25 protein-coding genes, 1 tRNA gene and 1 pseudogene are annotated in these 22,457 nt (G+C 42.2%); 20 read left to right on the top strand and 7 right to left on the bottom strand.

All coding sequences use genetic code 11. From position 1 onward, the window contains the following. Positions 1-17: 17 nt before the first annotated feature. Positions 18-1,001: a carbohydrate kinase family protein gene (locus tag JXR01_01730; protein QSH39706.1), complete on the bottom strand. Its 984-nt coding sequence runs from the start codon at positions 999-1,001 to the stop codon at positions 18-20. Positions 1,002-1,094: 93 nt separating this feature from the next. Between JXR01_01730 and JXR01_01725 the strand changes: the two genes are divergently transcribed. Continuing rightward, on the top strand, positions 1,095-1,955 hold the full coding sequence (locus tag JXR01_01725; protein ID QSH39705.1) for a class II fructose-bisphosphate aldolase: 861 nt from the start codon (positions 1,095-1,097) through the stop codon (positions 1,953-1,955). 8 nt (positions 1,956-1,963) lie between these two features. Further along, positions 1,964-2,935 (top strand): D-glycerate dehydrogenase, encoded by a 972-nt coding sequence (locus tag JXR01_01720; protein QSH39704.1) that lies wholly within the window; start codon positions 1,964-1,966, stop codon positions 2,933-2,935. A gap of 30 nt (positions 2,936-2,965) precedes the next feature. Here the strand turns inward: JXR01_01720 and JXR01_01715 are convergent, their stop codons facing one another. Further along, complete coding sequence (locus JXR01_01715) at positions 2,966-3,985, bottom strand: hypothetical protein (GenBank protein ID QSH39703.1); 1,020 nt, start codon at positions 3,983-3,985, stop codon at positions 2,966-2,968. Positions 3,986-4,040: 55 nt separating this feature from the next. On the opposite strand from JXR01_01715, the gene JXR01_01710 reads away from it, so the two are divergent. The 7 genes from JXR01_01710 to pgsA all read left to right on the top strand — a co-directional run bounded on the left by JXR01_01710 (position 4,041) and on the right by pgsA (position 8,309). Further along, positions 4,041-4,259 (top strand): hypothetical protein, encoded by a 219-nt coding sequence (locus tag JXR01_01710; GenBank protein QSH39702.1) that lies wholly within the window; start codon positions 4,041-4,043, stop codon positions 4,257-4,259. Between the two features lie 90 nt (positions 4,260-4,349). Further along, entirely contained in the window at positions 4,350-4,937 is a 588-nt protein-coding gene (locus JXR01_01705; GenBank protein QSH39701.1) for a LemA family protein, read from the top strand. 151 nt (positions 4,938-5,088) lie between these two features. Next, positions 5,089-5,430, top strand: coding sequence for a nucleoside triphosphate pyrophosphohydrolase (locus JXR01_01700; GenBank protein QSH39700.1), 342 nt, complete (start codon positions 5,089-5,091; stop codon positions 5,428-5,430). Position 5,431: 1 nt separating this feature from the next. After that, the gene (locus tag JXR01_01695) at positions 5,432-6,328 is read left to right on the top strand and encodes a M48 family metallopeptidase (GenBank protein QSH39699.1); all 897 of its coding nucleotides are present in this window, start codon (positions 5,432-5,434) and stop codon (positions 6,326-6,328) included. Beyond that, positions 6,325-6,864, top strand: a complete 540-nt coding sequence (locus tag JXR01_01690) for a CDP-archaeol synthase (protein ID QSH39698.1) — start codon at positions 6,325-6,327, stop codon at positions 6,862-6,864. Before JXR01_01695 ends, JXR01_01690 begins: the two co-directional genes overlap by 4 nt. Continuing rightward, positions 6,833-7,753 (top strand): hypothetical protein, encoded by a 921-nt coding sequence (locus tag JXR01_01685; protein QSH39697.1) that lies wholly within the window; start codon positions 6,833-6,835, stop codon positions 7,751-7,753. Before JXR01_01690 ends, JXR01_01685 begins: the two co-directional genes overlap by 32 nt. 1 nt (position 7,754) lies before the next feature. Continuing rightward, the gene (pgsA, locus tag JXR01_01680; protein QSH39696.1) at positions 7,755-8,309 is read left to right on the top strand and encodes a CDP-diacylglycerol--glycerol-3-phosphate 3-phosphatidyltransferase; all 555 of its coding nucleotides are present in this window, start codon (positions 7,755-7,757) and stop codon (positions 8,307-8,309) included. Here the strand turns inward: pgsA and JXR01_01675 are convergent. Then, positions 8,276-8,755: an HAD family hydrolase gene (locus tag JXR01_01675; protein ID QSH39695.1), complete on the bottom strand. Its 480-nt coding sequence runs from the start codon at positions 8,753-8,755 to the stop codon at positions 8,276-8,278. The genes pgsA and JXR01_01675 overlap by 34 nt on opposite strands. Before the next feature lie 58 nt (positions 8,756-8,813). Between JXR01_01675 and JXR01_01670 the strand changes: the two genes are divergently transcribed. Beyond that, positions 8,814-8,898: transfer RNA gene (locus JXR01_01670), tRNA-Ser, on the top strand. Positions 8,899-9,180: 282 nt separating this feature from the next. Here JXR01_01670 and JXR01_01665 read toward each other — a convergent pair. Together JXR01_01665 and JXR01_01660 are read right to left on the bottom strand one after the other, a co-directional pair. Next, the gene (locus tag JXR01_01665) at positions 9,181-9,999 is read right to left on the bottom strand and encodes a hypothetical protein (protein QSH39694.1); all 819 of its coding nucleotides are present in this window, start codon (positions 9,997-9,999) and stop codon (positions 9,181-9,183) included. 6 nt (positions 10,000-10,005) lie between these two features. Next, positions 10,006-10,864: pseudogene (locus JXR01_01660) on the bottom strand (bifunctional methionine sulfoxide reductase B/A protein). A gap of 151 nt (positions 10,865-11,015) precedes the next feature. Between JXR01_01660 and JXR01_01655 the strand changes: the two are divergent. Genes JXR01_01655 through JXR01_01645 form a run of 3 tightly spaced genes read left to right on the top strand, consistent with a single transcriptional unit; the run spans position 11,016 to position 13,035 of the window. Then, positions 11,016-12,065, top strand: a complete 1,050-nt coding sequence (locus tag JXR01_01655) for a mechanosensitive ion channel (GenBank protein QSH39693.1) — start codon at positions 11,016-11,018, stop codon at positions 12,063-12,065. A gap of 23 nt (positions 12,066-12,088) precedes the next feature. After that, positions 12,089-12,643 carry a hypothetical protein gene (locus JXR01_01650; GenBank protein QSH39692.1) on the top strand — a complete coding sequence of 185 codons (555 nt, stop codon included), beginning with the start codon at positions 12,089-12,091 and terminating at the stop codon, positions 12,641-12,643. Between the two features lie 2 nt (positions 12,644-12,645). Next, positions 12,646-13,035 carry a hypothetical protein gene (locus JXR01_01645; protein QSH39691.1) on the top strand — a complete coding sequence of 130 codons (390 nt, stop codon included), beginning with the start codon at positions 12,646-12,648 and terminating at the stop codon, positions 13,033-13,035. Here the strand turns inward: JXR01_01645 and JXR01_01640 are convergent. Further along, positions 13,032-14,213 carry a PLP-dependent aminotransferase family protein gene (locus tag JXR01_01640; protein QSH39690.1) on the bottom strand — a complete coding sequence of 394 codons (1,182 nt, stop codon included), beginning with the start codon at positions 14,211-14,213 and terminating at the stop codon, positions 13,032-13,034. The two genes, JXR01_01645 and JXR01_01640, sit on opposite strands and share 4 nt — an antisense overlap. Before the next feature lie 46 nt (positions 14,214-14,259). Between JXR01_01640 and thiI the strand changes: the two genes are divergently transcribed. From thiI to JXR01_01615, 5 genes are all read left to right on the top strand, one after another. Further along, positions 14,260-15,444 carry a tRNA 4-thiouridine(8) synthase ThiI gene (thiI, locus tag JXR01_01635; GenBank protein QSH39689.1) on the top strand — a complete coding sequence of 395 codons (1,185 nt, stop codon included), beginning with the start codon at positions 14,260-14,262 and terminating at the stop codon, positions 15,442-15,444. Positions 15,445-15,453: 9 nt separating this feature from the next. Next, the gene (locus JXR01_01630) at positions 15,454-16,065 is read left to right on the top strand and encodes a hypothetical protein (protein QSH39688.1); all 612 of its coding nucleotides are present in this window, start codon (positions 15,454-15,456) and stop codon (positions 16,063-16,065) included. A 63-nt stretch (positions 16,066-16,128) separates the two neighbouring features. Further along, positions 16,129-16,740 (top strand): NAD(P)H-dependent oxidoreductase, encoded by a 612-nt coding sequence (locus tag JXR01_01625; GenBank protein ID QSH39687.1) that lies wholly within the window; start codon positions 16,129-16,131, stop codon positions 16,738-16,740. A gap of 73 nt (positions 16,741-16,813) precedes the next feature. Next, the gene (locus JXR01_01620; GenBank protein QSH39686.1) at positions 16,814-17,377 is read left to right on the top strand and encodes a YdcF family protein; all 564 of its coding nucleotides are present in this window, start codon (positions 16,814-16,816) and stop codon (positions 17,375-17,377) included. A gap of 72 nt (positions 17,378-17,449) precedes the next feature. Further along, the gene (locus JXR01_01615; protein QSH39685.1) at positions 17,450-17,860 is read left to right on the top strand and encodes a DUF1761 domain-containing protein; all 411 of its coding nucleotides are present in this window, start codon (positions 17,450-17,452) and stop codon (positions 17,858-17,860) included. Here the strand turns inward: JXR01_01615 and JXR01_01610 are convergent. Beyond that, positions 17,857-18,567, bottom strand: a complete 711-nt coding sequence (locus tag JXR01_01610) for an rRNA pseudouridine synthase (protein QSH39684.1) — start codon at positions 18,565-18,567, stop codon at positions 17,857-17,859. The genes JXR01_01615 and JXR01_01610 overlap by 4 nt on opposite strands. Before the next feature lie 37 nt (positions 18,568-18,604). Here JXR01_01610 and JXR01_01605 point away from each other — a divergent pair, with 37 nt between their 5' ends. After that, positions 18,605-19,084 carry a DUF192 domain-containing protein gene (locus JXR01_01605; protein QSH39683.1) on the top strand — a complete coding sequence of 160 codons (480 nt, stop codon included), beginning with the start codon at positions 18,605-18,607 and terminating at the stop codon, positions 19,082-19,084. A 259-nt stretch (positions 19,085-19,343) separates the two neighbouring features. Continuing rightward, positions 19,344-21,710 (top strand): ribonucleoside-triphosphate reductase, encoded by a 2,367-nt coding sequence (locus tag JXR01_01600; GenBank protein QSH39721.1) that lies wholly within the window; start codon positions 19,344-19,346, stop codon positions 21,708-21,710. The last annotated feature ends 747 nt before the right edge of the window (positions 21,711-22,457 follow it).

The raw sequence follows: 22,457 nt of genomic DNA, 5'->3' as shown, positions 1-22,457 counted from the left end.
AGCAATAGAAACCTTTTTTACAATTCTTCCAGTTTATAACTTTCAGGAGCCTCCTCGACATACTTTTCTAGCTGGTCGCGGGTAAGGAGTCCTTTTTGTGCACCAATATGTTGCACAACTGACATTGAGTTAATTGGACCACGGCGGAGCGCTTCAGGAAGTGGTAATCCTTCAGCAAGCATAGAAACAACAGTGCTGGAGAATGAGTCTCCCGCACCGGTACGATCGACTGGAGGTGCTGGGTCTGGATACATGGGCATCTTCCAGTAGCCTGTACCGTCTGAGGCGAAGGCTCCTGTTGGCCCATCAGTTACCACAGCAATAGTTGGGCCTAATGCTCGAACTCCATCAAGAAGTTCTTTCATGTCATTACTCGTGTTATTAAGAATCTTTTGAGCTTCTTCTTTGTTGCAGAAGAAAATCTCTGCTGCTTCGTATACATCTTTCAGTTTTTCTGCACCAAGAGAGATTTGAAAACTTCCAGGTTGGAATGCTAGTTTTACATTGTTTTCTTTACAATAGGTAGCAAGTTCGTGGTGGTATTCGATACCGTGTTCTCCAACGCTTGAAAAATAAATCCATTCAGGTGCCTCTGCAAATTCTGGAACAGCATACGGATATTCGTGGTGTTTTATAAGAATAGTTCTCTCCGGACCAAATCGTAGCACGTAGTGATAGTTACTTTGCATTCCTTCGTGTACATCAACAAATTCGGTACTGACCCCTTCGGCCTCTAATGCTTTAAGTTTCTCTTTTCCAAAATCATCATCACCAAGGTCTGTAACGAGCGCAGTTGAAAGACCTAGTCGGTGGGCAGATACACTCGCATTTGGTGCATTACCAACAGCAGCAACAACAGTTACATCTTCATATTCTAGTTTGTCACCGAAATTTATGCAGAGTTCTTTTCCTGTGACTTCTTCTTCGACATGAACGCCGTCTTTTAATTTAATGAATGCATCAGTGACGATGTCTCCAAGTCCTACAAATGTGTACCGCATAGTATTGTGTCTATTTTACGTAGTATGGGTACATAGTACCACAGCAATGTAGGGTACTTTCTAAGCTGGATAGGTGCGTTATACTATTTTTGTATGATGACACTAAAAGAAGTAATGCAAGATGCGCTTGAGCGCAAAGTAGCGGTAGGACACTTTAATATTTCTGACTCAAATCAGCTCAATGGTATTGCGGCAGCAGCTCGAGAACTTTCTGTTCCAGTGATTATTGGCGTATCAGAAGGCGAAGCTGAATTTGTAGGCCTAAAAAAAGCAGTGGCAATGGTTCGTGCAGCAGCAGAGGAATTTGGCATTGATATATTTATCAATGCCGACCACACGCATTCGGTTGATGGTTGTAAACGTGCGATTGACGCTGGATTTGATTCGGTCATTTTTGACGGCTCAAAACTTCCACTTGTAGAAAACATTGCGAGTATGAAAGAGGTTGTTGAATACGCTAACCAAAGCGAGCGAGAGGTTATTACAGAAGGTGAAGTTGGCTACATTGGTACTTCAAGTAAGATGCTCGACGATATACCTGATGATGTTGTGGCAAGCGCACTACCTACACCGGATGATGTGGTTTCGTACATACACGAGACCGGAGTGACAGCAGTTGCTCCAGCAGTAGGAAACTTACACGGAATGCTTAAAGGAAGAAGCAACCCATCACTAAATATTGAACTTATAAAAAATATGCGAGCTGCAACTGACGCGGGTATGGTATTACACGGCGGTTCTGGACTTACTGACGATGACTTTCGGGCAGCTATTGCGGCAGGTATGAATGTTATTCATATCAATACCGAGATACGCGTTGCATATCGTAAGGGTATTGAAGAAGCCCTCGCTGCAAATCCTGACGAAGTTGCACCGTACCGATATTTAAACGGAGGGCATGACGCATTGCAGGCGGTAGTACAAGAACGATTGAGACTATTTAATAACTTGTAAATAAAAATATGGCAAAAGTTTACGTAACACGAGAAATTCCAGAGAGTGGTCCTGCTGCACTTATAACTGCAGGACACGAAGTAGTAGTAAGTGAAAAGGATGGTGTCCTTACACGCGAAGAATTACTTAGTGCGCTACAAGAGCAAAAACCAGACGCAGTTTTGTGTCTGCTTACCGATAAGATTGACGGCGATGTTTATGACGCAGCACCGCAGGCAAAGATTTTTGCGAACTACGCAGTTGGCTATGGAAACTTGAATCTTGAAGATGCTGAAAGTCGTGGTGTGACAGTAACGAACACTCCAGGTGTGCTCACCGATACAGTAGCTGAACACGCAGTAGCAATGATGCTTTCTGTTACCTCCCGTATTGTAGAAGGGGATAGATTTACTCGTGCTGGTAAGTATGAAGGCTGGGGCCCCATGATGCTTATGGGAACTGACTTGAAAGGCAAGACCCTTGGTGTGCTTGGTGCAGGGCGTATAGGTTCACGAATGGCAGAGATTGCTCACCGTGGATTAGGAATGAATATTGTATATTACGACATTAAAGAAAACGATTTTCTCAACGATGAACTCAATGCCTCATTCAAAAGTGAAGTCAACAATGTCTTGAAAGAAGCCGATGTTGTAACGGTTCACGTACCACTACTCGATTCAACACGAGGACTCATTAGCGCAGAGCGTTTGGCTATGATGAAGCCCTCTGCATACCTCATTAACTCTTCACGAGGCCCAGTTATCGACGAAGCTGCACTAGTAGAAGCGCTACGAAACGATGTAATAAGAGGAGCCGCACTTGATGTGTATGAAAATGAGCCAAAACTAGCCGATGGACTCGCTGAACTTGAAAATGTCGTAATTACTCCACATATAGCTTCAGCAACTATCGAAACTCGCGGAAAAATGTCATCCATGGCAGCGGAAAACATCATTGCGTTTCTTAAGGGTGATACTCCACCAAACAAGGTAGAAGAGTAATTCAAAATGTCTATTTCTAGTTCAAGTCTATCACTTGTTCATTTCATCGACAGACTCGTTCAACTTTTCTTTATAAATGTTTCTGTACTCTTTTCTTGAGGTTGTTTGATCATGTATCGTTGTAGGAAAATGTTTTGGTAGTTGCTCTACAGTCCTCAATGCTTTTTCAACCAGATTTATTGTCTCTTCTTTATCAATCATCTTTCCGTAGTAGACACCTTTATTAATATGTAGTTTTTTGACCGCCCGAATAAGTACCCAATTTCCATGGTTGATGTTAATTTCTGGGTCTCCTCCATCAAATGCTTGTCGGAGTTTCTCACGTGTTTCTTTATCCTCAGCTGCATACCAGAAACCTTTTTTGAAGGTCCGACCATCTTTCGACTTGAAGTCGGTGAGACACAACGCGCTCATTCTACCGTTAAATTTGACAAGCAATTTTTCGTTTACTAGGAGAAAGGCATTATCATCTAATGCCCTATTCAATCGAGGTTCTGCATCGGAACAGAGATGCCAGTCTGAACCTTTGGTAAGGCTTAGTTCGTATTTCCCTAAATTTTCCTTTACAATCTTTTTAACGTGTCTTGGGAGGTTTTTAAGATCCTCAGGTGTTAGGTCAAGAGAAATGAGAGAGAGGATTATATCGGTGTGCTTATCTGTTTTATTACTTACGAGCAAAATGAGTTTTAGTGCAATAGCTCGTATTTCGTTTCTTAGTTCCTTTTGTGTGAGGGGAATATGCGCAAGGTCTTTAATATCGTCTATAACCACGGCATTTTCGAGTAACGCTTCTGTTAGTTGTCGCTTGCCTTCTCGCTTTCGAATGTACTCATTTGAAAGCAAAGAGGTACTTTTGAGTGCATTAAAGAAACGATCTTTGAATTTTGAAGGAAGAATAGCCTCCAGTACTTGCCCATTATCTTTTCGTGGTAACCGCCGCATGATGTCAAAGAGAACATGGTACTTATTGAAAGTACTTTGCAATCGGAATGCTTGTATTTTTTCAGAGATAGATTTCTTTTGCGGAACAGTTTCAATTTTCTCTGGCATGGTATTATCAGTATAATACGAGGAAGTACATCGTGCTATATAGTGACTAAAATATATGAATAACACTTTACCACAAGATTCTGAAGCCTCAGATTTATTGACTCAAATAGAGAGTATATTAAGTACTCTTGATACAAAAGCAGAAGACATCACTGCTGAAGACGTTCATAATGTCATTAAGCAGTTGAAAAGCCTTGAATCTGGTGTGCAAAACACTGAATTAAAGGATGAGCTAACGCAAGGTATAAAAGTATTGGAAACAGAGGTTATATAAACCATACGTATGGTTTGCTAGTGATGAGTAGAGAAACTATAAAGGCTCATGGTATACTGTGCGAGTACTTACTAGATAGACACATTTACTATGAATATTGGAGCAATTTTAGGAATTATCGTTATTGCAGTGGCCGCGTGGGTCATTTGGGCATATAACGCATTTATACGTTTAGTAAACCGCACTGAAGAAGCGTGGGCAGATATCGATGTGCAGTTGAAGCGTCGATACGACCTTATCCCAAACCTTATAGAAACAGTAAAGGGATACGCAGCACATGAAAAAGAAACATTGAACCAAGTGACACAAGCTCGAACAGAAGCAACACAGGTACATGTTGACCCAAGTAACATTACTCCAGAACAGATTCAAGCAATGGCGGGAGCTGAAGCAGGGCTTACACAATCACTCGGAAAGTTGTTGGCGATTGCTGAGAATTACCCAGACTTGAAAGCAAACGAGAACTTTGTTGAGCTACAACGAGAACTGACTGACACTGAAAACAAGATTCAGGCATCACGTCGTTTCTACAACACTAATGTTCGTGATCTTAACACTGCAGTGCAATCGTTTCCACAGAACATTATTGCCGGTATATTCAAGTTTACCAACCGCGAATTCTTTGAGTTAGGAGAAGATGAGCAAGACGCAAAGGATCCTGTTAAGGTTCAATTCTAGTTAGAAGCTGTAGAATTGGCGCATCTTCTTGTCACACTTCTCCATACATCGTTCGCCGTATGTTCAATACGACTCACTCTGTTTGGTTCGTGTTCCTCAAGCTGCATCCAATTCTACAACTTCGAAATGAGGGTTAATATTATTTGTAAGTATGAAGAAAAGATACGGAAAATTAGTGCGAGATAATGTACCAGATATCATTCGGGCTAATGGTGAGATGCCGACAGTCCGTACGCTTGAAACTGACGGGTATAGAAAAGAATTACTCTACAAACTTATAGAAGAGTCAGAAGAAGCACGGCAATCTGGTTTTGATGACGAGAATAAAAACGAACTTCTCAGGGAACTTACCGATGTTGCAGAAGTGCTCGATGCAATTCTCGTTGAATTCGGTATTACAAAAGAAGAACTACAAACAGCACAAGATGCAAAACGAAAAGAGCGTGGTGGTTTCAAAAACAAAGTGTTTTTAGAATCCGTTAAAGAGAAATAATATGGCGTCACTCTATACACATCAAGCAAAGAACATACGAAAGACATGGTTTATCATGTTGGTCTTTTTTGCGGTGGTTGCAGCGGTAGGATGGGGAGCATCGGAGTATTTTGGCAACCCAGCTATTCTTATTGCGGCTGTTGGCTTTTCACTCGTAATGAATGTGAGTTCATTTTGGTTTTCCGATAAAATCGCGATTAAAGCAGCGAGCGCACAACCTGCTGATGCATCAGTACATCGCGGCTTACACAATACAGTAGAGAATCTTGCAATCACCGCAGGACTTCCAAAACCTAAGGTATACATCATTAACGATCCGGCACCAAATGCATTTGCCACAGGGCGCAACCCAGAAAATGCCGCAGTTGCGGTGACCACAGGATTACTAGAAACACTTAATAAAACAGAACTCGAAGGAGTACTCGCACACGAACTTTCACACATAGGCAATCGCGATATTTTGGTGATGTCGGTTGTGGTAGTACTTGTTGGTTTTCTTGCAATCCTCTCAGATATGCTCTGGCACATGACACTTTTTGGGGGTAATCAAAATCGTGAGAACAGCAATCCCGCACTTGCCATTGTGGGAGTGGCGCTCATTGTTCTTGCACCAGTTATTGCACAAATTATGCAGTTAGCAGTGTCGCGAAAGCGAGAGTTTCTTGCCGACGCCTCAGGGGCACTTTTGACACGCTATCCCGATGCACTCGCTTCAGCATTGCAAAAAATAAGTAGCTACGAACATCCTATGAAGAAAGCTTCAAGTGCAACGGCACACATGTTCATCAGTAATCCGTTTGGTAAAAAAGGTAAGGGAGGGAATACAATGCGTAAATTATTTAGCACCCATCCGCCTGTAGAGGAACGAGTACAGGCTCTTATGGGTATGCGAGTATGATTCTCTTTGAGGTACTCTATTTAGCACTTCCGGCATTTGCTGCCAACATGGCACCAGTTATTGCGACTCGACTAGATGTTTTGCCGTTTCTTGCTAAACCAATTGATGGAGGGTATTTACTCAATGGAAAACCGTTACTTGGAAAGAACAAAATGTGGAGGGGAGTTGTTGCTGCTATCGTTGCGTCACTAATTGTGGTGCTTATTCAATACTTTATTCAGGCACCAGTTACCCACGTCACTGTCGTGTACGAAAGCATCTGGCTAGCTCTTACATACGGAATCTGGGTAGGAATACTCGTAATGGTTGGCGACGCACTCGGAAGTGTTATAAAGCGGCAGTGTGGATTTACCAGTGGGCAGCCACTGATTCCACTTGATCAAATCGACTACATTGTATTGTTTATTGTGGGAACTATTCCATTTCTTGCATGGACACCACTATCTGCTAGTGTGCTTATTGGAGTGACGTTTTTTCTTAACCTCGCAGCTAACGCTGCTGCCTATGCCATCGGAATCAAAAAAACATACTGGTAGTACAAAGCGACATTTTGTTGTTATTCATAATGCGCACGCTGGACGCAAGAAAGAAAAAACGCGAGAGCGGATCTCAGACTTCTTTGCTAAAAGAGGTGTCTCGTACGAAATATGCGATATAGATAGTTGTTCATGGAGTGATGTGCTCGCAAAAACAAAAGAATACGATGAGGTTCGCTTTGTTGCAGCGGGTGGCGACGGCACGCTACGTTTAGTATTTCAAAAACTCTGGGAGCACAATCTGCTTGACCTTTGTCCCGTTGCTTTTTTGCCACTAGGCAGTGCAAACATAACTGCGCTTTCGTTCAAACTACCATTTGGGCTTACTCGTGCACTTACTCGAGCGATGCGCGGTAAACCAAAGTATGTAGATTTAGGATTGGTGAACGAGACGTATATATTTTTCATAATGGTAAGTTTTGGCACCGTTTCTCGTTTTGTTGTTGAGACAAAAAGAAATATGAAAAAGAAGTTTGGTATTTTTGCGTACTTGCTATATCTCCCTTCACTCTTGCGACATTCGTATGAAGACGAAAAATTCACGCTAACCGATGCAGCACAGAAAGAATCAGAAATGCATAGTGTCTTGATATGTAATCACTTAAATATTGCAGGCCTAACACCAGCGCGCGGTATTGCACCAGACGACAAAAACTTGCACTGTATTACACTGCACAATAAAAATCCATTTGGCATTATTCGCGGAGCACACGATTTTTATATGACCACTAAGAATTCAAAGGTTCTGCATCACACTCGTATTCAGAAAGAAAAATACGTATTTAAGAATTTCACTGGCGAAGTGCACATGGATGGCGACACGTTTACTGATTTAGGCGACACGGTAGAGTTTCGCATTTTGCCGCATGCTGCTAAGCTGGTTATGTAATATGATTCAGAATCTACCAAATGCACTCACTATTTTAAGAATAGCACTTACGTTCGTAGCAATCGCGTTAGTGTCGCTTGCACCCACTCATTTGTACCTGTACTTATTCGGTATCTTTATTGCAGCAGCAGCTACCGATTTCTTTGATGGCTACCTCGCACGTAAGTTTGAAGTCGTTTCGGATTTTGGAAAGATATTTGACCCTCTTTCAGACAAGGTGCTTACCTTCGCATTTCTTATTATTCTTGTTGGGACTAATGTAATTCCAATAGCGATTATATTGCTACTCATTGCTCGTGACCTTATTGTTGATGGAGTGCGCGCGGCTCTTGCCCGCGACATTGTGATTCCTGCAATTCGCTCAGCAAAAAATAAAACGGCATTGATGTTCCTTACTATCGCCGCTGCACTCTTTACACTCGCGTTTCCACAGATTGCACTGTACGAAGATTTAGTGATGATATTAGCAATGCTCACGTTAGTTTTCTCATACGTGAGCGCCGCACAATACGCTGGTATTTTTTACCGCGCAAAAAAGAATTTGCAGAGCGAATAGACAGTGTCATCTATCAAATAGGTAACTTTTGTTATAAGAGGGTCAGTATCTGTAACACGACGCTCAAGTAGTAGTGGTTTTGCTTTGATACGAATTGCAAAAAGTCCGTCGGTTAGTATTTTGTCGCCTATGATTACCATTGGTTTTTCTTCGTCATATTCCATAAAAGAAAGTATGCGCTTATTTGGCTTCCTGCAGCCGGAGTCTACCCATGGAATATCGAGTGCCTCGCTTGTGTATACCTTCCGTTTCTTACTGAGCCCGTTAGAAACTATATGTATATCATTTTTTGCTTTTAAAATTTCAATGTAGCGTCTTGTTTCGTCAGGTACTACTCTTTCGGCGTGAGCCATTACAACACCATCAATATCGAGGATAATAGTGTGATTCTTTAAATTAAGGGCAAGAATATCCTCCCATGAGTACTTATTACATAATTGATGCATAGGGTAGTAGTGTAGTGCATTTTCTTCTTTTAGACGAGTACTATATAATCCACTCCTCGGAGGAGTGTCTGAGTGGTTTAAGGTGCATCGTTGGAAACGATGTGTGGCGCAAGTCACCGCAGGTTCAAATCCTGTCTCCTCCGCATAAAGAAAGCGCCGAACTCAACTGTTCGGCGCTTTTGTTCCCAGCAACACTTAGTGCGCTATATGCATCCAATACGCAATACCAAAGCATACAGCTGCACACATAAGACTTGTCCAAATCTTACCCAATTGTTCTGGTGGATTTTCTCCTACCCCGACCCCGAAGGTTCGAAATATGAAGAGAATCCCAGCTACAGAGAATAGAGTCATGAATACCCCGTTTCTTGGTTACCAGTTTAGAATTAGAACGCACGGACGTTTGTAAGTCAAACATTTAATGCCTACCGAATTCGTTGCCCTCGGACGAGACGCCAGAATACAAAAGCGACGATAGCAATAATAAATATAAACCAAAGTCGTACAAGTAGCGCAAGCAGCGACAATGAAATACCAACGACCTTTTGCCAGAGGTTTATTTCTGTTGTTGCCGCAATTGTTTTTGAAGTTTTAACAAATTCCTTTGCGGTTTCATATTTTGTTGCAGGTTCTTTTGTTTCAGTTTCTGACGAAGAACTTTCTGTAGCGATATTCTGTTCTAGAAGTGCGTCACGGAACTCTTCTATACGTTCTGCTGTTTTTTGGGTGATAGGGTCGATACCTTTGGTTAGGTTTGTTGCAGTGTCTGTAATTGTGTCTAGTGCTTCAGTAGCAGATGAAGATTCGAGCAGATTTTTTGCTATTTCTTGTGTCGATTGTGGCTCAGAAGAGGAGACGGACACGGAAGTCTGCGGTGCTATCGTGTAGGCAACAGGTTCGTTTTCAACTGAGGTTATATATGCGCTTACATCGTGTTCGCCACCAAGAAATGTATAGCCGATAGAAACAGGAATAATATCATTGGGTGTTACTGAGAATTTTTTAGTACCTACAATATCCTCATCCACCAAAAAGGCGACACTTCCATTAATTGTTTCTGCACTTTGGTTTTGCACGGCTGTGAATATGCGAATAGTCTCTCCCGCTTCAGGGTTTGCCTTAGAAAACCACACGCCGTTCACCACGCCTGCGTTCACCGCGGCGTGCGCAACATACAACGGTATCGAGAGTAGAAGGAGTATGAATGTCAGATATGTCAGTTTTTTGATGTGCAGGGAGCGCATACGTCTTTAATCAAAACGCTTAATGTATACATGACAATACGGTGTGCCACCTGATTTCTCATAATACTTCTGGTGATACTCTTCGGCCGGGTAAAACGTAGTTGCAGGAAGTACTTCAGTGGTGACTATAAAATCTTTTGCTTCTAATTCAGCTACAAGTTTTTCTGCGGTATTTTTTTGTTCATCTGAAAAATAGTAAATACCCGATGTGTATTGTTCTCCGATGTCTGGTCCTTGTCCACCAACTTGAGAAAAATTATGCGTCTCGAAGAATAGTTTCACTAACGCTTCGTATGTTGTTACCGATGGATCGAATTCAACTTCAATTGCTTCGCGGTGTCCAGTGTCGCCACCACACACTTGTTCGTAGGTAGGATTTTCTACAGTACCACCAGTGTAGCCAACGAGCGAGTTAATAACGCCCGTGGGTTTATCAAAGTGGTGTTGTGTACCCCAAAAGCATCCTGAGGCAAAAAGTGCTTTGTTAGTTTTCATTTTCTTTCGGTTCAAATGTTAACGATATTGAGTTTACACAGTGCCTCACGTTTTTCTCAGTAAGTTGTTCACCAGTAAACACATGTCCTAAGTGGCCTTCACAATTGCTGCACGTAATTTCTACTCGGCGTCCATCTGCGTCAGTAGTCCTCGTGATTGCTCCTTCTATTTCGCTATCAAAACTTGGCCAACCGCAACCCGAGTCAAATTTACTGTCCGAACGATAGAGTGCTGACCCACACTTACGACAGTGGTATGTCCCTGTGTCACTGTGCTCATATAGCTCACCACTAAATGGAGCTTCTGTGCCTTTGTGTTCTATAACACGCTCCTCTTCAGGAGAGAGCGGATTTGTTTCTGCGGTCTTCATATATATAGAGTAGCATGTTCGCTGACAGCTTGGCATCTACAAGGGGATTAAGCAGGTGCTTATTTTAAGCCATTATGAACGCCTCATCCGCCAGCTGGCGGATGAGGCGTTCATATATGCACCAAAAGCGGCCTATGTTATTATGCTGACTATGAATGAAACAATTAATCAATTTATACAATTTGCAACTTCAACGCATCCTTATATACAGGCAATACTTATTATGGCCGTTGCATTAGGGGTGGCACTCGTACTCCTTCCGTTTTTTGCAGGAGCAATAAAATTTCTTACACGTAAAACCGAAACTGATGTAGACGATGAACTTATTACGACACTCAATACACCAGTGGTATATCTCGTACTATTAGTGGGTGTTCTTATTGCACTCCCGCTGATTGGGCTTTCTGAAAGTTGGTTAGGTACCGTACAATCACTGGTGAAGACACTATTTGTTGTGGTCGTTGCACAAGGTATAGTACGGACGATTCAGGTTCTCTTAGATGGTGCAATTAAGACAGACCATATCAAAGCAATTAATATGCAGACTGCTCCATTGTTTAAGAATCTCACACTTGCTTTAGTGATAATTGGTGCACTGTACGCAATATTCCTCATTTGGGGCATTAATGTTACCGCATGGTTAGCGAGCGCAGGTATTTTGGGTATCGCCATTGGTTTTGCGGCCAAAGATACGCTCGCAAATATTATCTCCGGAGTGTTTATTCTTGCCGATAAGCCATACTCGGTTGGCGATTTTGTGGTACTTGGTTCGGGTATTACTGGCATCGTCAGTGCGGTTGGTCTTCGTAGTACTCGTATCAAAACATTTGATGATGAAGAAGTAACCATTCCTAATGCGACAATCGCAAATGAAGCAATCACCAATAAGAGCACCGGTCCAGATACTGGACGCGTGAAAGTAAGTGTTGGAGTTGCCTACGGTAGCGATCTACAAAAAGTTGAAGAAATGTTGCTTGATATTGCTCGCGCACACGAACAGGTTCTTGATGACCCAGAACCTTCAGTAAGTTTTACTGAGTTCGGTGACTCATCGCTCAATTTGATTCTTTCGTGTCGTGTAAAAAATCCGTTGGATGTATATGGAACCAAGAGTGTACTTCGGCATGCAATTAACAACCGTTTTGCAGAAAGTAACATCGAGATTCCATTCCCACAACGAGATGTGAATCTAAAGAAATAAGATTATAAATATAATAAATAGTTATGAATATAAAATGGATAACACTAAGTATCGCTGTCATTATTATTATCGTTGCAGCGTGGTTTGTATTTACTCCACGTAGTGCAGACGCTCCTGCAGCAGATGAGGTGGCAGCCGATTCGTCTCAAGCAGCAGGTGGTACACAACTGGCAGGTACTGAGTTCGATGGCACACTTGATACTGATATTGCATTTGACCACCAGGCAGTACTCGAAGGTAACACAATGGAAGAAGAACCTATGGGTGACCCAGTATTTCACGCGCTTGTTAGTTACACAAACGAGGGATTTGAACCTCAATCGGTAACGATACAGAAAGGTGAGACGGTTCGCTTTGTTAATCAAGCCGATGCAGGTATGTGGGTAGGAGGCAATAATCATCCGACACATACAAATTATCCAGAAACATCAGAAGACGCTTGTCTAGGAACTTCGTTTGATACATGTCGTGCACTACAAGCCGGAGAGTTTTGGGAGTTCACGTTTAATAATATCGGAGAGTGGGGTTTTCATAACCACATCCGTGCACGCGACGGGGGCACTATTGTTGTTCAATAAGTATGCAAGCTTTTTTAAGTGAAAGAATACTTCGAATAGGCTTAGCGTTTGCGTTTATATACCCAGCAGTGTCTGCGTGGTTTAATCCGTATGCATGGGTAGGTTATTTCCCTCCAATCGTTCTTAATCTTGTAGGAAGCAACGATATCGTACTTTTGCACGTATTTGGCGTGACTGAAATAATTATTGGTCTCTGGCTTATTTTTGGTAGAAAGATTTTCTGGCCGAGTGTGGTTGCTTCAGCATACCTTGTTGGGATAATACTACTGAATCTAAATCAAATGGACGTTATTTTCAGAGACATTAGCATTTTAGCTATTGCTCTTGCATTGATAGCGCTAGAGAGAGAATCACAAAAAGGTGGGCTGAAGAATGTAGTGCAGGAGTCCTAAGCGTTATACCGCTCAATTGCATGAGCAAGACGTTGCATACCTTCGTCGATTTGCTCAAGCGTAGAGTTTGTGTAGTTTATGCGCATGGTATTTTTTGGTGCCCCGTTGCTAAAGAATGATTCACCCGGTACAAACGCAACACCTTCTTCAATCGCAAGTGGAAAGAGTTTTGCGGTGTCGATGTGCTCAGGGAATGTTGCCCACAAAAACATTCCTCCTTCTGGGTTTGTGTGCGAAACAGATGAACCAAGGTATTTCTCAATCGCCTCTACCATGGCATCTTTTTGTTTTTTGTATTGAAGCGCAATATCAGTTACATGTTTGTCTGTATCGTTGTCGCGATAATAGCGAACTGCAAGATGCTGTATGAGTGTGCTGGTATGTAGGTCAGATGCTTGTTTGGCAACTTCGAGTCTTTTATACAATTCTGGATCGCGCGCAACAATCCAGCCCAAGCGTAGCCCAGGTGCTAATATTTTTGAGAACGAGCCAAGCATTACGACGTGGTCGGTGTACTTTGCAAACGGTGTTCGTCGCTTTCCTTCAAATCGAATTTCACCGTACGGATCGTCTTCCACGAGTGTTGTATCTGTATCTTTGAGGAGTTCGGCAACTCCTTTACGTATGTCATTATCGTACGTGAGCCCTGTAGGGTTTTGGAAGTTTGGAATTGTGTAGAGCAATTTTGGCTTTTGCGTTTCAAGCAGAGTGCGTAGTGCTTCTAAATCTATACCATTTTCTAGTAGTGGAATCCCAACAAAGTTTGGTTGATAGAGTGAAAGCGCTTGAATAGCTGCAAGGTATGTTGGGTTTTCAACTGCCACTACATCCCCTTCATCAACAAGAACTTTTCCAAGTAGGTCTAAGCCTTGCTGTGAACCGCTCGTTATAATTATTTGGTCGGGACGTACTGCAATAGCATCTTTTTCTTTATAGGAACGTGCGATGATTTCTTGCAGTTCAGGAATTCCATCAGTGGCACCGTATTGTAGTGCTGTTTTGCCGGTTTCTTCTAGTATACCTTGAGCCGCTTTTGAGAACGCATCAGTAGGGAAGAGGTCTGGATTCGGTAATCCTGCGGCAAACGAAATAATCCGCGTATCAGAAATAATTTTAAATATTTCGCGCAAAAATGAGGGCGGCACCTGGTCAATGCGCTTAGAAAATTTGTGTGTCATTAGCGCGGATAATACCACACTCGAGTGTGTGTGGTAGAGTGGGCGCATGAAAAGAGTCGGTATAATTCATTACGATGAAATTGCTCTCAAGGGGTCTAATAGAGATTCTTTTGAGCAGACTTTAGTAAATAACGTTGCACGTAAGATTGCTGCTGCCGAAATTCCTCTTACTATTGAAAACAGATGGGGACGAATGATCGTCACCGGTGCCGTTGATGGTCGTTGGAAAGATGAATACGATGAGCCGCTAAACATCATACTTGCACATACTCCAGGGGTTTCGGTATTTGGTATTGGATATATGGTAGGGGCAACACAAGAGAGTATTTTTGAAGGTATCACAGAAATAATCAAGAATGTCGATACTGATTCATTTGAAACATTTCGGGTAAGCACAACGAGAGTGGATAAATCATTTCCTGATACTTCACAAGATTTTGACAGAATTGCTGGCTCTCATGCACAGGGACTCTTTAATGGAGATAAGAAAGTACAGCTTGCGGGTGCTGATGTGGTAATTCGCGTTGAAATTTTAAAAGACCGAGCGTACGTCTATATAAAGGAGTACGGGCTTTCAGGTTTAGCCGTTGGCTCGTCTGGTAAGGCAGTAGCGCTCCTTTCTGGTGGGTTCGATTCCCCGGTGGCTACACATATGTGTGCAACCAGAGGAGTGGAGACATTGCTTATGCATTTTCATGCGTACCCACAAACTTCACGAGCCGCTATCGAAAAAGTTGAAGACTTAGCTAAAGTGTTGAGTGATGTCTGTGGACCACTAACGTTAACGTTAGTACCATTACTTTATGCACAAAAAGAAATAGCTCTGGTTGCCCCAGAAAAACTAAGAGTCATATTGTATCGGCGTCTTATGATGAAGGCAGCTGAAAAATGGGGTAGAGACAACGGTGCCAAAGCAATTATTACAGGAGAGTCTATTGGGCAAGTTGCGTCACAAACATTGGAAAATATGGGAGCAGTTGAAGACGCTACAACGTTACCAATACTGCGACCGCTTGCGGGTATGCACAAGAAAGACATCATTAAGCAATCAAAAGTTATAGGAACACACGATATTTCAGTCCTGCCACACGATGATACGTGTACGGTGTTTATGCCAAAGAGACCAGAAACGAAAGCTCGATTAGATGGAGTGCTGAAAGCAGAAGAGCTCTACGACAGCCAGAAGTTGGTAGACGATATGCTTGAACAAGCAGAGGTACGTGAAGTATAATCAATCAATATGAATGAAGGTAAAATAATAGACCTGGCAGCTTTCAGAAGGCGTTTTGAAGAAATGACAGCAGATGAGCGAATTAAGCATATCGAAAAGAAAATACTGGAACATGGTTCGAATTCATTGTCTTTAGCGGAACTCAAGTTCTTATATGGATTTGGTGTACATGCAGACAATAGAAGGACTGAAGTTGATCCTCGTATAACTACGATTTTAGAAAAACGTAATCTTGAGAACGATTTGGAATACGTATTTGAATTAGACCCAAACGAAATAAGCCTTAGCAATAAAGACATTTTTAAAGAAGGGATTAAACTACACTATGGAAATGTTGAATTCGCTGGAAGTGGGCTGTCAAAAATTATTTTACCCGACACGATTATAGGAGATATTAGTTTGCCGTCTCTTGCGGAAATCAAAGAATTAAAACTACCAAAAGAACTTATAGGAGATATTTATGTCCATCCTAACGACAAGGTTGAAATGGTGAAGCGTTTTATGGCCGGAGATTTTCCAGAGGATCACACGGGTTTTATTTACATACCAAACTTAGGTTTAGATGTCTCGGAGGAGGTGGTAATGCTACAGAAGCACCCAAACATTGTTTTCAAGCACTAAGTACTCTTTATTTCATCCACAGTTTGAAATGCAGAGAGTCTATTAGCGCGGTACAATTTACGCATGAACGTGCTCATTGTAACCGCGCATCCTGCGTCGAAGGGATTCACTCACAAGATAGCTAACCGCTACAAGCAGGAAAAAGAAGAGCGTGGGAGTGATGTATTCATAATGGATCTCTACAAGAAAAAGTATGCGCAACCCTTTTTGTGTTACGAAGATATAAAGAAAGATTGCAGTCCAACCGCAGCGCACAAGGCGATTCAAGAAAAAATCCTCTGGGCAGACGAAGTCGTATTTGTCTTTCCTATTTGGTGGTTTGGACCACCGGCGATTTTAAAGAACTTCCTTGATCAAAATTTCACTTCAGGGTTTGCTTATAAGTACAATAAGAATGGGGTACGAAGCGAATTGCTTGCAGGACGGACTGCGAGGATATTTGCGACAGCTGACGGTCCTCGATGGGTGTACTTTTTGTTTAACCTCTCTGCCTCAATGCGATGGAAACATGGGGTGCTTGGCTTTTGCGGAATAGAGCTTGTATCGTTTGATATTTTTGCAGAAATGTTTAAACGACGCGACGAAATTGTGCGCGAAAGACTCCTTAAACGTGTTGCTGAAAGAGCTCGTGCGTACGATTCGCTTAACGTAAAGAAAAAGAGAATTAAGAAGTAAAAATGCATACTTTGGGCTTCAGTTGAGCCTTGCGCTCGGGTAAAACCTACAGAGAAAGCGTATAATACTCATCTTGGAATCAATTCACAAAATAACACGGATTTTTGTGGTGGCAGTCTTCTTTTTAACTGTAGCTACTTTCGCATACATCTTTTCCTTTTATGTAGCTAAAGACGTAGAGGTGCACGATTGTGCAGTGGTGTTTGGTGCTGCTGTCTGGCCTGGAGGGAATCCGTCGCACGCACTGTCTGATCGTACCTATTCCGCAATTGAAGCATATAAGGAGAATACCGTTTCCTGTCTAGTCTTTTCAGGTGCAAACTCTGCCTACGGTAAGCACGAGGTAGACGTCATGCTTGAAATTGCAACCCAAGAAGGAGTTGCTGTCGAAGACATAGAGCTGGACTATGATGGAAAAAACACAAAACAAACGATACAAAATCTAGACCACACTCGTTCGTACTTACTGGTTTCAAATGACTTTCATTTAGCGCGTATCAACCTTTTGGCGAGACAAACTGGGCTCATGAACGTTGATGTGCTTAAAAGTACGTATCGTTTTGGGAGATATTCACAAGAAACATTCTTTGTTTTTAGAGAAGCAGTCGCTTTTTGGTACTATATCTTTGTAGGGTAAGCAAATACGGTTATAGACAATAGCAAAATAGATGTGCACAATGAGTACATTAGAATATAAATATATAAGCGTATGACTGATGTAAATATGTGGGCAGTACTTGCTGGTGGACTATCAGCAGTTGTTATTGGTTTTGTGTGGTATGCACCAGCTGTGTTTGGCACAGTATGGATGAGACTTGCAAACGTTCGAGCTGAAGATATTGAGGCAGGAAAGAAGAGAATGCCATTGTTGGCATTTGCAGGATTTGCTGCAGCAGTTGTTCTTTCGTGGGTGTTTGCACAATTCGCTGTCGTATGGGAATCGTTCACTCTTGGCAGTGCGCTTGAGTTAGGTTTTTGGATCTGGCTTGGGTTTATGTTGCCGATACTCATTGGGCCATTTTTATGGGAACAGAAATCAGCAAAGTTTGTTGCTATTAATGCAGCGTATTGGTTAGTAACGACGCTTGTCGTTGCAACTATCGTGAGTCTTTGGGGCTAGACCTCAATACCTGCTTTTTTAAGGAGCACCGTCTTTTCATCTTTGGTGAGAGGGCGGTGTTTTCCGTCTCCAATGTCCAGCGGTAAGTGCATCATACGCACACGCCTTAGGTCTTTCACTTGGTATCCAAGCGCTGCACACATTCGACGAATTTGATGTTTCTTTCCTTCGGTAAGAGTAAGAGAAAATATATTTTCACCAAGACGTTCTGCTTTCGCTGGTTTTGTTACATAGCCTTCGATGTCTACTCCATGAGCAATTTTCTTTAAATCAGATTCTTTTATGTATTTATCGGTTTGTACTTCGTACTCACGTTCGTGTCCATATTCTGGACTAAGAATAGCGTTTACAATGCGCCCGTCATCAGTAAGTAACATAAGACCGTGTGAATCTTTATCAAGGCGTCCAACCGGCGAGACTGAGTTTCCAAGTCCGGAAACATCTTCAACACTTTGTTCATCGCGTTGTGGATTGTGACTTACAATCCCGCGAGGTTTATTAAACAGAAAATATTTATACTCTCGGTTCTTAGCAGAGTCCGCTACCTGCACAACATCGCCTTCTTCTACTTGTTGCCCGAGTTGCGCAACACTTCCGTTGATACGAATCTTTCCTTGTGCAATGAGTCTATCCGCTTCCCTTCGTGAACAGATGTCACTAAGAAGAAGGTAGCGGTTTATTCTGATGGGGTATTCTATATTTGTCATATGCACATTGTATACTGAATACGATATACTAGTAGGTATGTACGATGCTGACAAGCCAATACTGGTTGGACTTACTTTGCTCATTTCTGTTTTGCTAGGACTTCTGGCTACTGGAGTGCTTGGCGGCGGTTCACTTTTACCGTATCAGCCTGAAGGCATTTATCTTAAGAACATATACGTTGACGGAACACCGGTGAAAGTTGAAGTAGCAGATACACCAGAGGAAAGAGTCAATGGACTTTCAGGTCGCTCACAAATTCCTACAAATCAAGGAATGTTGTTCGTATTCGAAACAGTAGGTACGTATTCAATCTGGATGCGTAATATGCAATTCTCATTGGATATTTTTTGGCTTGATGAAAATGGTGTAATAATTGATATGTGGGAAAATGCTCACCCAGATTCGTATCCGCAAGTATACGAGCCACGGAGCTCTGCACTCTATGTATTAGAAACGATTGCGGGGTTTGCAGAAGTGTACAATATTGATATCGGAGACACTGTGACGGGCTTATAATCCGCTCTTATGAGGAAGAATATCTAGACATACACATGGTTGTGTATCCTCCTATGCTATCCACAGGTTTTTTCGTTTCGCACAGTGGGGTGGAGAGGGTAGAATGTCAAACAGAGCTCACATTTTGAGACTCTTTGGATTCTAAAACAGATTCGTCGTGAAGGTTTCTATTGAAACACCAGCAGGAGCTGTTTTAGGATTCAAAGAAATTACAAGCAATAAGTAAACTCACAAGCGCATGACAAAAAAATCTTCCACAATGAAGAAGGCGGAAGCGACCCCCCAAGATAAAAAGAAAAAGGGGAGCGTAAAACCAAAAGCGAAGGACTTAGGAAAGTACAATAAGTTTGTACCGAAGGTTCGTAAACGAAATGGAGATATTGTCCCATTTGATTTTACGAAGATTGAACGAGCAATCCAGAAAGCTATGGCTGCAACCGGTGAAGGATCAGCTGAGGAAGGAACAATGGTTGCATACCGTGTAGTGAGTGATTTAGTGCGTACCTCTCGTAAGCACAAGGACTTCATTCCGAGTGTTGAAGGCACTCAAGACGAAGTAGAACGGCAGCTTATTCTTTCTGACTACGTAAATACTGCAAAGTCGTATATTTTATACCGAGCAGAACGATCAAAACTGCGTTACGATGAAGGTGTACAAGTTCCTGATCATGTTAAAAAACTCGTTGAGTCGAGTAAGAAGTATTTCAAGAACAATCCTCTTGGTGAATTTGTGTATTTGCGTACCTATGCGCGATGGGTAAAGGACGAAAATCGTCGCGAAACATGGATTGAGACAGTCGACCGTTACATTGGATTCATGAAAGAGAATCTTGGTAAGAAACTTAGTGAAGCAGAGTACACTGAAGTACGCGAAGCAATTTTGAAACAAGAAATTATGCCAAGTATGCGTCTTATGCAATTTGCAGGAGACGCAGCTCGTAGATGCAACGTTGCCGCGTACAACTGTTCGTTTATTGCTCCAACACAACTGCATGACTTTGCAGAAATTATGTATCTCTCAATGTGCGGTACTGGTGTCGGGTATTCAGTAGAGAGCCAGAACATTCAACAGCTCCCACAGATTAAAATTCAGACAGGAAAGAAACTAAAGACACACGTTGTTGGAGATTCAAAAGAAGGATGGTGTGACGCATTAACGTTAGGGCTTAAGGCATGGTACGGCGGTTCTGATGTAGATTTTGATTTTTCTCAAGTTCGCCCAGCAGGTGCGAGATTGAAGGTCATGGGAGGTAAGAGTTCCGGTCCTGAACCATTAAGGAGTTTGCTTGCCTTTGCACGTGAGAGAATTTTGGCTCAACAAGGACGGCGACTACGAAATATCGATGCACACGATATTATTTGTAAGATAGGCGAATGTGTTGTAGCCGGAGGCGTTCGTCGTAGTGCGATGATTAGTCTTTCTGATATTGATGACGACGAAGTACGAGATGCAAAGAAAGGGCAGTTCTACATGACAGACCCGCACCGAGCTATCGCAAACAACTCAGCAGTATACGAAGAACGCCCAACAAACGACGTCTTCATAGATGAATGGGTTGCACTTATGAAAAGCCAAACAGGAGAGCGGGGAATCTTTAACCGAGGAAGTTTAAAAGATACGTTGCCAGAGAGACGTATCGAACTTCTTACTAAAAAGTACAAAGATGCAGATTGGGCAGGAGAGATTGGAAACCTCGGAACAAACCCCTGTGGAGAAATTATTCTTCAGAGTAAGCAATTTTGTAACCTGTCAGAAGTTATTTGTCGCAAGGGGGATGACGAAAAGACATTGCTACGAAAAGCGCGACTTGCAACTATTCTTGGAACATACCAATCGTCACTGACAAACTTTCGATACTTATCGAAAGAGTGGACAGACAATTGTTCAACAGAGCGACTACTCGGAGTTTCACTAACTGGGCAGTGGGACAACGATACTGTGAGGAAACCAGAAGTACTACGAAAACTAAAAGCCGAAGTGAACAAGACCAATCAAAAATATGCGAAGAAACTTGGCATTGAACGTTCAAGCGCAACAACGTGTGTGAAGCCATCTGGAACGGTGTCACAGACATTTGATTGTGCATCAGGTATGCATCCACGAAACTCAGAATACTACATTCGACGTATTCGAATTTCTGCAACAGACTCACTCTTTAAAATGCTTCGTGACCAAGGCGTACCGTATTTTCCAGAAGTAGGGCAGACCATGGATGACGCGAATACATTTGTATTTGAATTCCCCGTAAAAGCACCAAAGGGAGCAATTCTGAAGGATGACATTACTGCACTGGATCAACTTGATCACTGGAAGGATGTAAAAATGAATTACACTGAGCATAACCCTTCAGTAACTATTTCAATCGGCGATGACGAATGGATTAAGGTAGCCAACTGGGTGTACGAGAACTGGGATATTGTTGGAGGACTTTCGTTCCTTCCACGAACAGACCACGTGTATCGTCTTGCGCCGTATGAAGCGATTAATAAAGAAACATACGAACGTCTATACAAAACGGTAGAGAGTATTGACTATTCGAAACTACTTACCTACGAGCAACGAGATGAAACTGATGTGAAGAAGGAATTAGCATGTGCGGGTAATCTCTGCGAAATCGAAATTTAAAAGAATTCACATACCCAAATATTGTGGTATAATACTCTTCTCGTGTTAGATAGTCGCGCTAGGTTTGTTTACAAAGCTGGTGAGGAAAGTCCGGACACACACCGTCACATCATACGCAGTATGATGCTCTAGTTGATAGAAAATAGTTGGTAGGAACACCTTCACGTACGTCGTACTAAAAACTGCGAACTATAAACTAAAAACTAGTCACATCGTGCTTCGCACGATGTGACGGAAGGGTAGCGGGTAACGCCCGTCGAGAGTAATCTTAGGGATGCGAGCAGTGACGCCAAGGCAGAGATGCTAAGGGTTCCTTCGGGAATAATCTTATGGAGACATAAGAATGAAACGGCAAAATTCCTACTTGTGTGCAAGGTCGTGCCGAGTGCATCACATTACATGTGATTATGAGTTGTTAGTAAATTAGTTGATAGTTGTTAGTAGATATGTCAATAATGACAATATCTTCTATTTATACTAAAGACTACTAACTATAAACTACGTACATTGCACGTAGTGCGATGTACTTGGAGTGCCGCATTGAGGTAATTGGAGACAATTATCCCAGATAAATGACTATACACCGTATGCATGACATACATACGGGGACAGAATCCGGCTTATAGACACGAGTGTCAAAATATCAAAAAACCATCCCTTAGGGGATGGTTTTTTGGTACACACATGTGTATATGCATTACGAAATACACTGGTATAATGAAAGGTAATTACTATATTTTATCATTC

The organism is Candidatus Kaiserbacteria bacterium (genome assembly GCA_017134395.1).
Taxonomy (GTDB): domain Bacteria; phylum Patescibacteriota; class Minisyncoccia; order Phycocordibacterales; family UBA2100; genus UBA2100.
Note: the sequence above shows the minus strand (reverse complement) of the source record. Positions and strands in the feature narration are given on the sequence as shown.

Excerpts from the sequence above, each read along its gene's own strand:
- JXR01_01730 (QSH39706.1), bottom strand. The coding sequence starts at position 1,001 with ATGCGGTACACATTTGTAGGACTTGGAGACATCGTCACTGATGCATTC.
- JXR01_01725 (QSH39705.1), top strand. The coding sequence starts at position 1,095 with ATGATGACACTAAAAGAAGTAATGCAAGATGCGCTTGAGCGCAAAGTA.
- JXR01_01720 (QSH39704.1), top strand. The coding sequence starts at position 1,964 with ATGGCAAAAGTTTACGTAACACGAGAAATTCCAGAGAGTGGTCCTGCT.
- JXR01_01715 (QSH39703.1), bottom strand. The coding sequence starts at position 3,985 with ATGCCAGAGAAAATTGAAACTGTTCCGCAAAAGAAATCTATCTCTGAA.
- JXR01_01710 (QSH39702.1), top strand. The coding sequence starts at position 4,041 with ATGAATAACACTTTACCACAAGATTCTGAAGCCTCAGATTTATTGACT.
- JXR01_01705 (QSH39701.1), top strand. The coding sequence starts at position 4,350 with ATGAATATTGGAGCAATTTTAGGAATTATCGTTATTGCAGTGGCCGCG.
- JXR01_01700 (QSH39700.1), top strand. The coding sequence starts at position 5,089 with ATGAAGAAAAGATACGGAAAATTAGTGCGAGATAATGTACCAGATATC.
- JXR01_01695 (QSH39699.1), top strand. The coding sequence starts at position 5,432 with ATGGCGTCACTCTATACACATCAAGCAAAGAACATACGAAAGACATGG.
- JXR01_01690 (QSH39698.1), top strand. The coding sequence starts at position 6,325 with ATGATTCTCTTTGAGGTACTCTATTTAGCACTTCCGGCATTTGCTGCC.
- JXR01_01685 (QSH39697.1), top strand. The coding sequence starts at position 6,833 with ATGCCATCGGAATCAAAAAAACATACTGGTAGTACAAAGCGACATTTT.
- pgsA (QSH39696.1), top strand. The coding sequence starts at position 7,755 with ATGATTCAGAATCTACCAAATGCACTCACTATTTTAAGAATAGCACTT.
- JXR01_01675 (QSH39695.1), bottom strand. The coding sequence starts at position 8,755 with ATGCATCAATTATGTAATAAGTACTCATGGGAGGATATTCTTGCCCTT.
- JXR01_01665 (QSH39694.1), bottom strand. The coding sequence starts at position 9,999 with ATGCGCTCCCTGCACATCAAAAAACTGACATATCTGACATTCATACTC.
- JXR01_01655 (QSH39693.1), top strand. The coding sequence starts at position 11,016 with ATGAATGAAACAATTAATCAATTTATACAATTTGCAACTTCAACGCAT.
- JXR01_01650 (QSH39692.1), top strand. The coding sequence starts at position 12,089 with ATGAATATAAAATGGATAACACTAAGTATCGCTGTCATTATTATTATC.
- JXR01_01645 (QSH39691.1), top strand. The coding sequence starts at position 12,646 with ATGCAAGCTTTTTTAAGTGAAAGAATACTTCGAATAGGCTTAGCGTTT.
- JXR01_01640 (QSH39690.1), bottom strand. The coding sequence starts at position 14,213 with ATGACACACAAATTTTCTAAGCGCATTGACCAGGTGCCGCCCTCATTT.
- thiI (QSH39689.1), top strand. The coding sequence starts at position 14,260 with ATGAAAAGAGTCGGTATAATTCATTACGATGAAATTGCTCTCAAGGGG.
- JXR01_01630 (QSH39688.1), top strand. The coding sequence starts at position 15,454 with ATGAATGAAGGTAAAATAATAGACCTGGCAGCTTTCAGAAGGCGTTTT.
- JXR01_01625 (QSH39687.1), top strand. The coding sequence starts at position 16,129 with ATGAACGTGCTCATTGTAACCGCGCATCCTGCGTCGAAGGGATTCACT.
- JXR01_01615 (QSH39685.1), top strand. The coding sequence starts at position 17,450 with ATGACTGATGTAAATATGTGGGCAGTACTTGCTGGTGGACTATCAGCA.
- JXR01_01610 (QSH39684.1), bottom strand. The coding sequence starts at position 18,567 with ATGACAAATATAGAATACCCCATCAGAATAAACCGCTACCTTCTTCTT.
- JXR01_01605 (QSH39683.1), top strand. The coding sequence starts at position 18,605 with ATGTACGATGCTGACAAGCCAATACTGGTTGGACTTACTTTGCTCATT.
- JXR01_01600 (QSH39721.1), top strand. The coding sequence starts at position 19,344 with ATGAAGAAGGCGGAAGCGACCCCCCAAGATAAAAAGAAAAAGGGGAGC.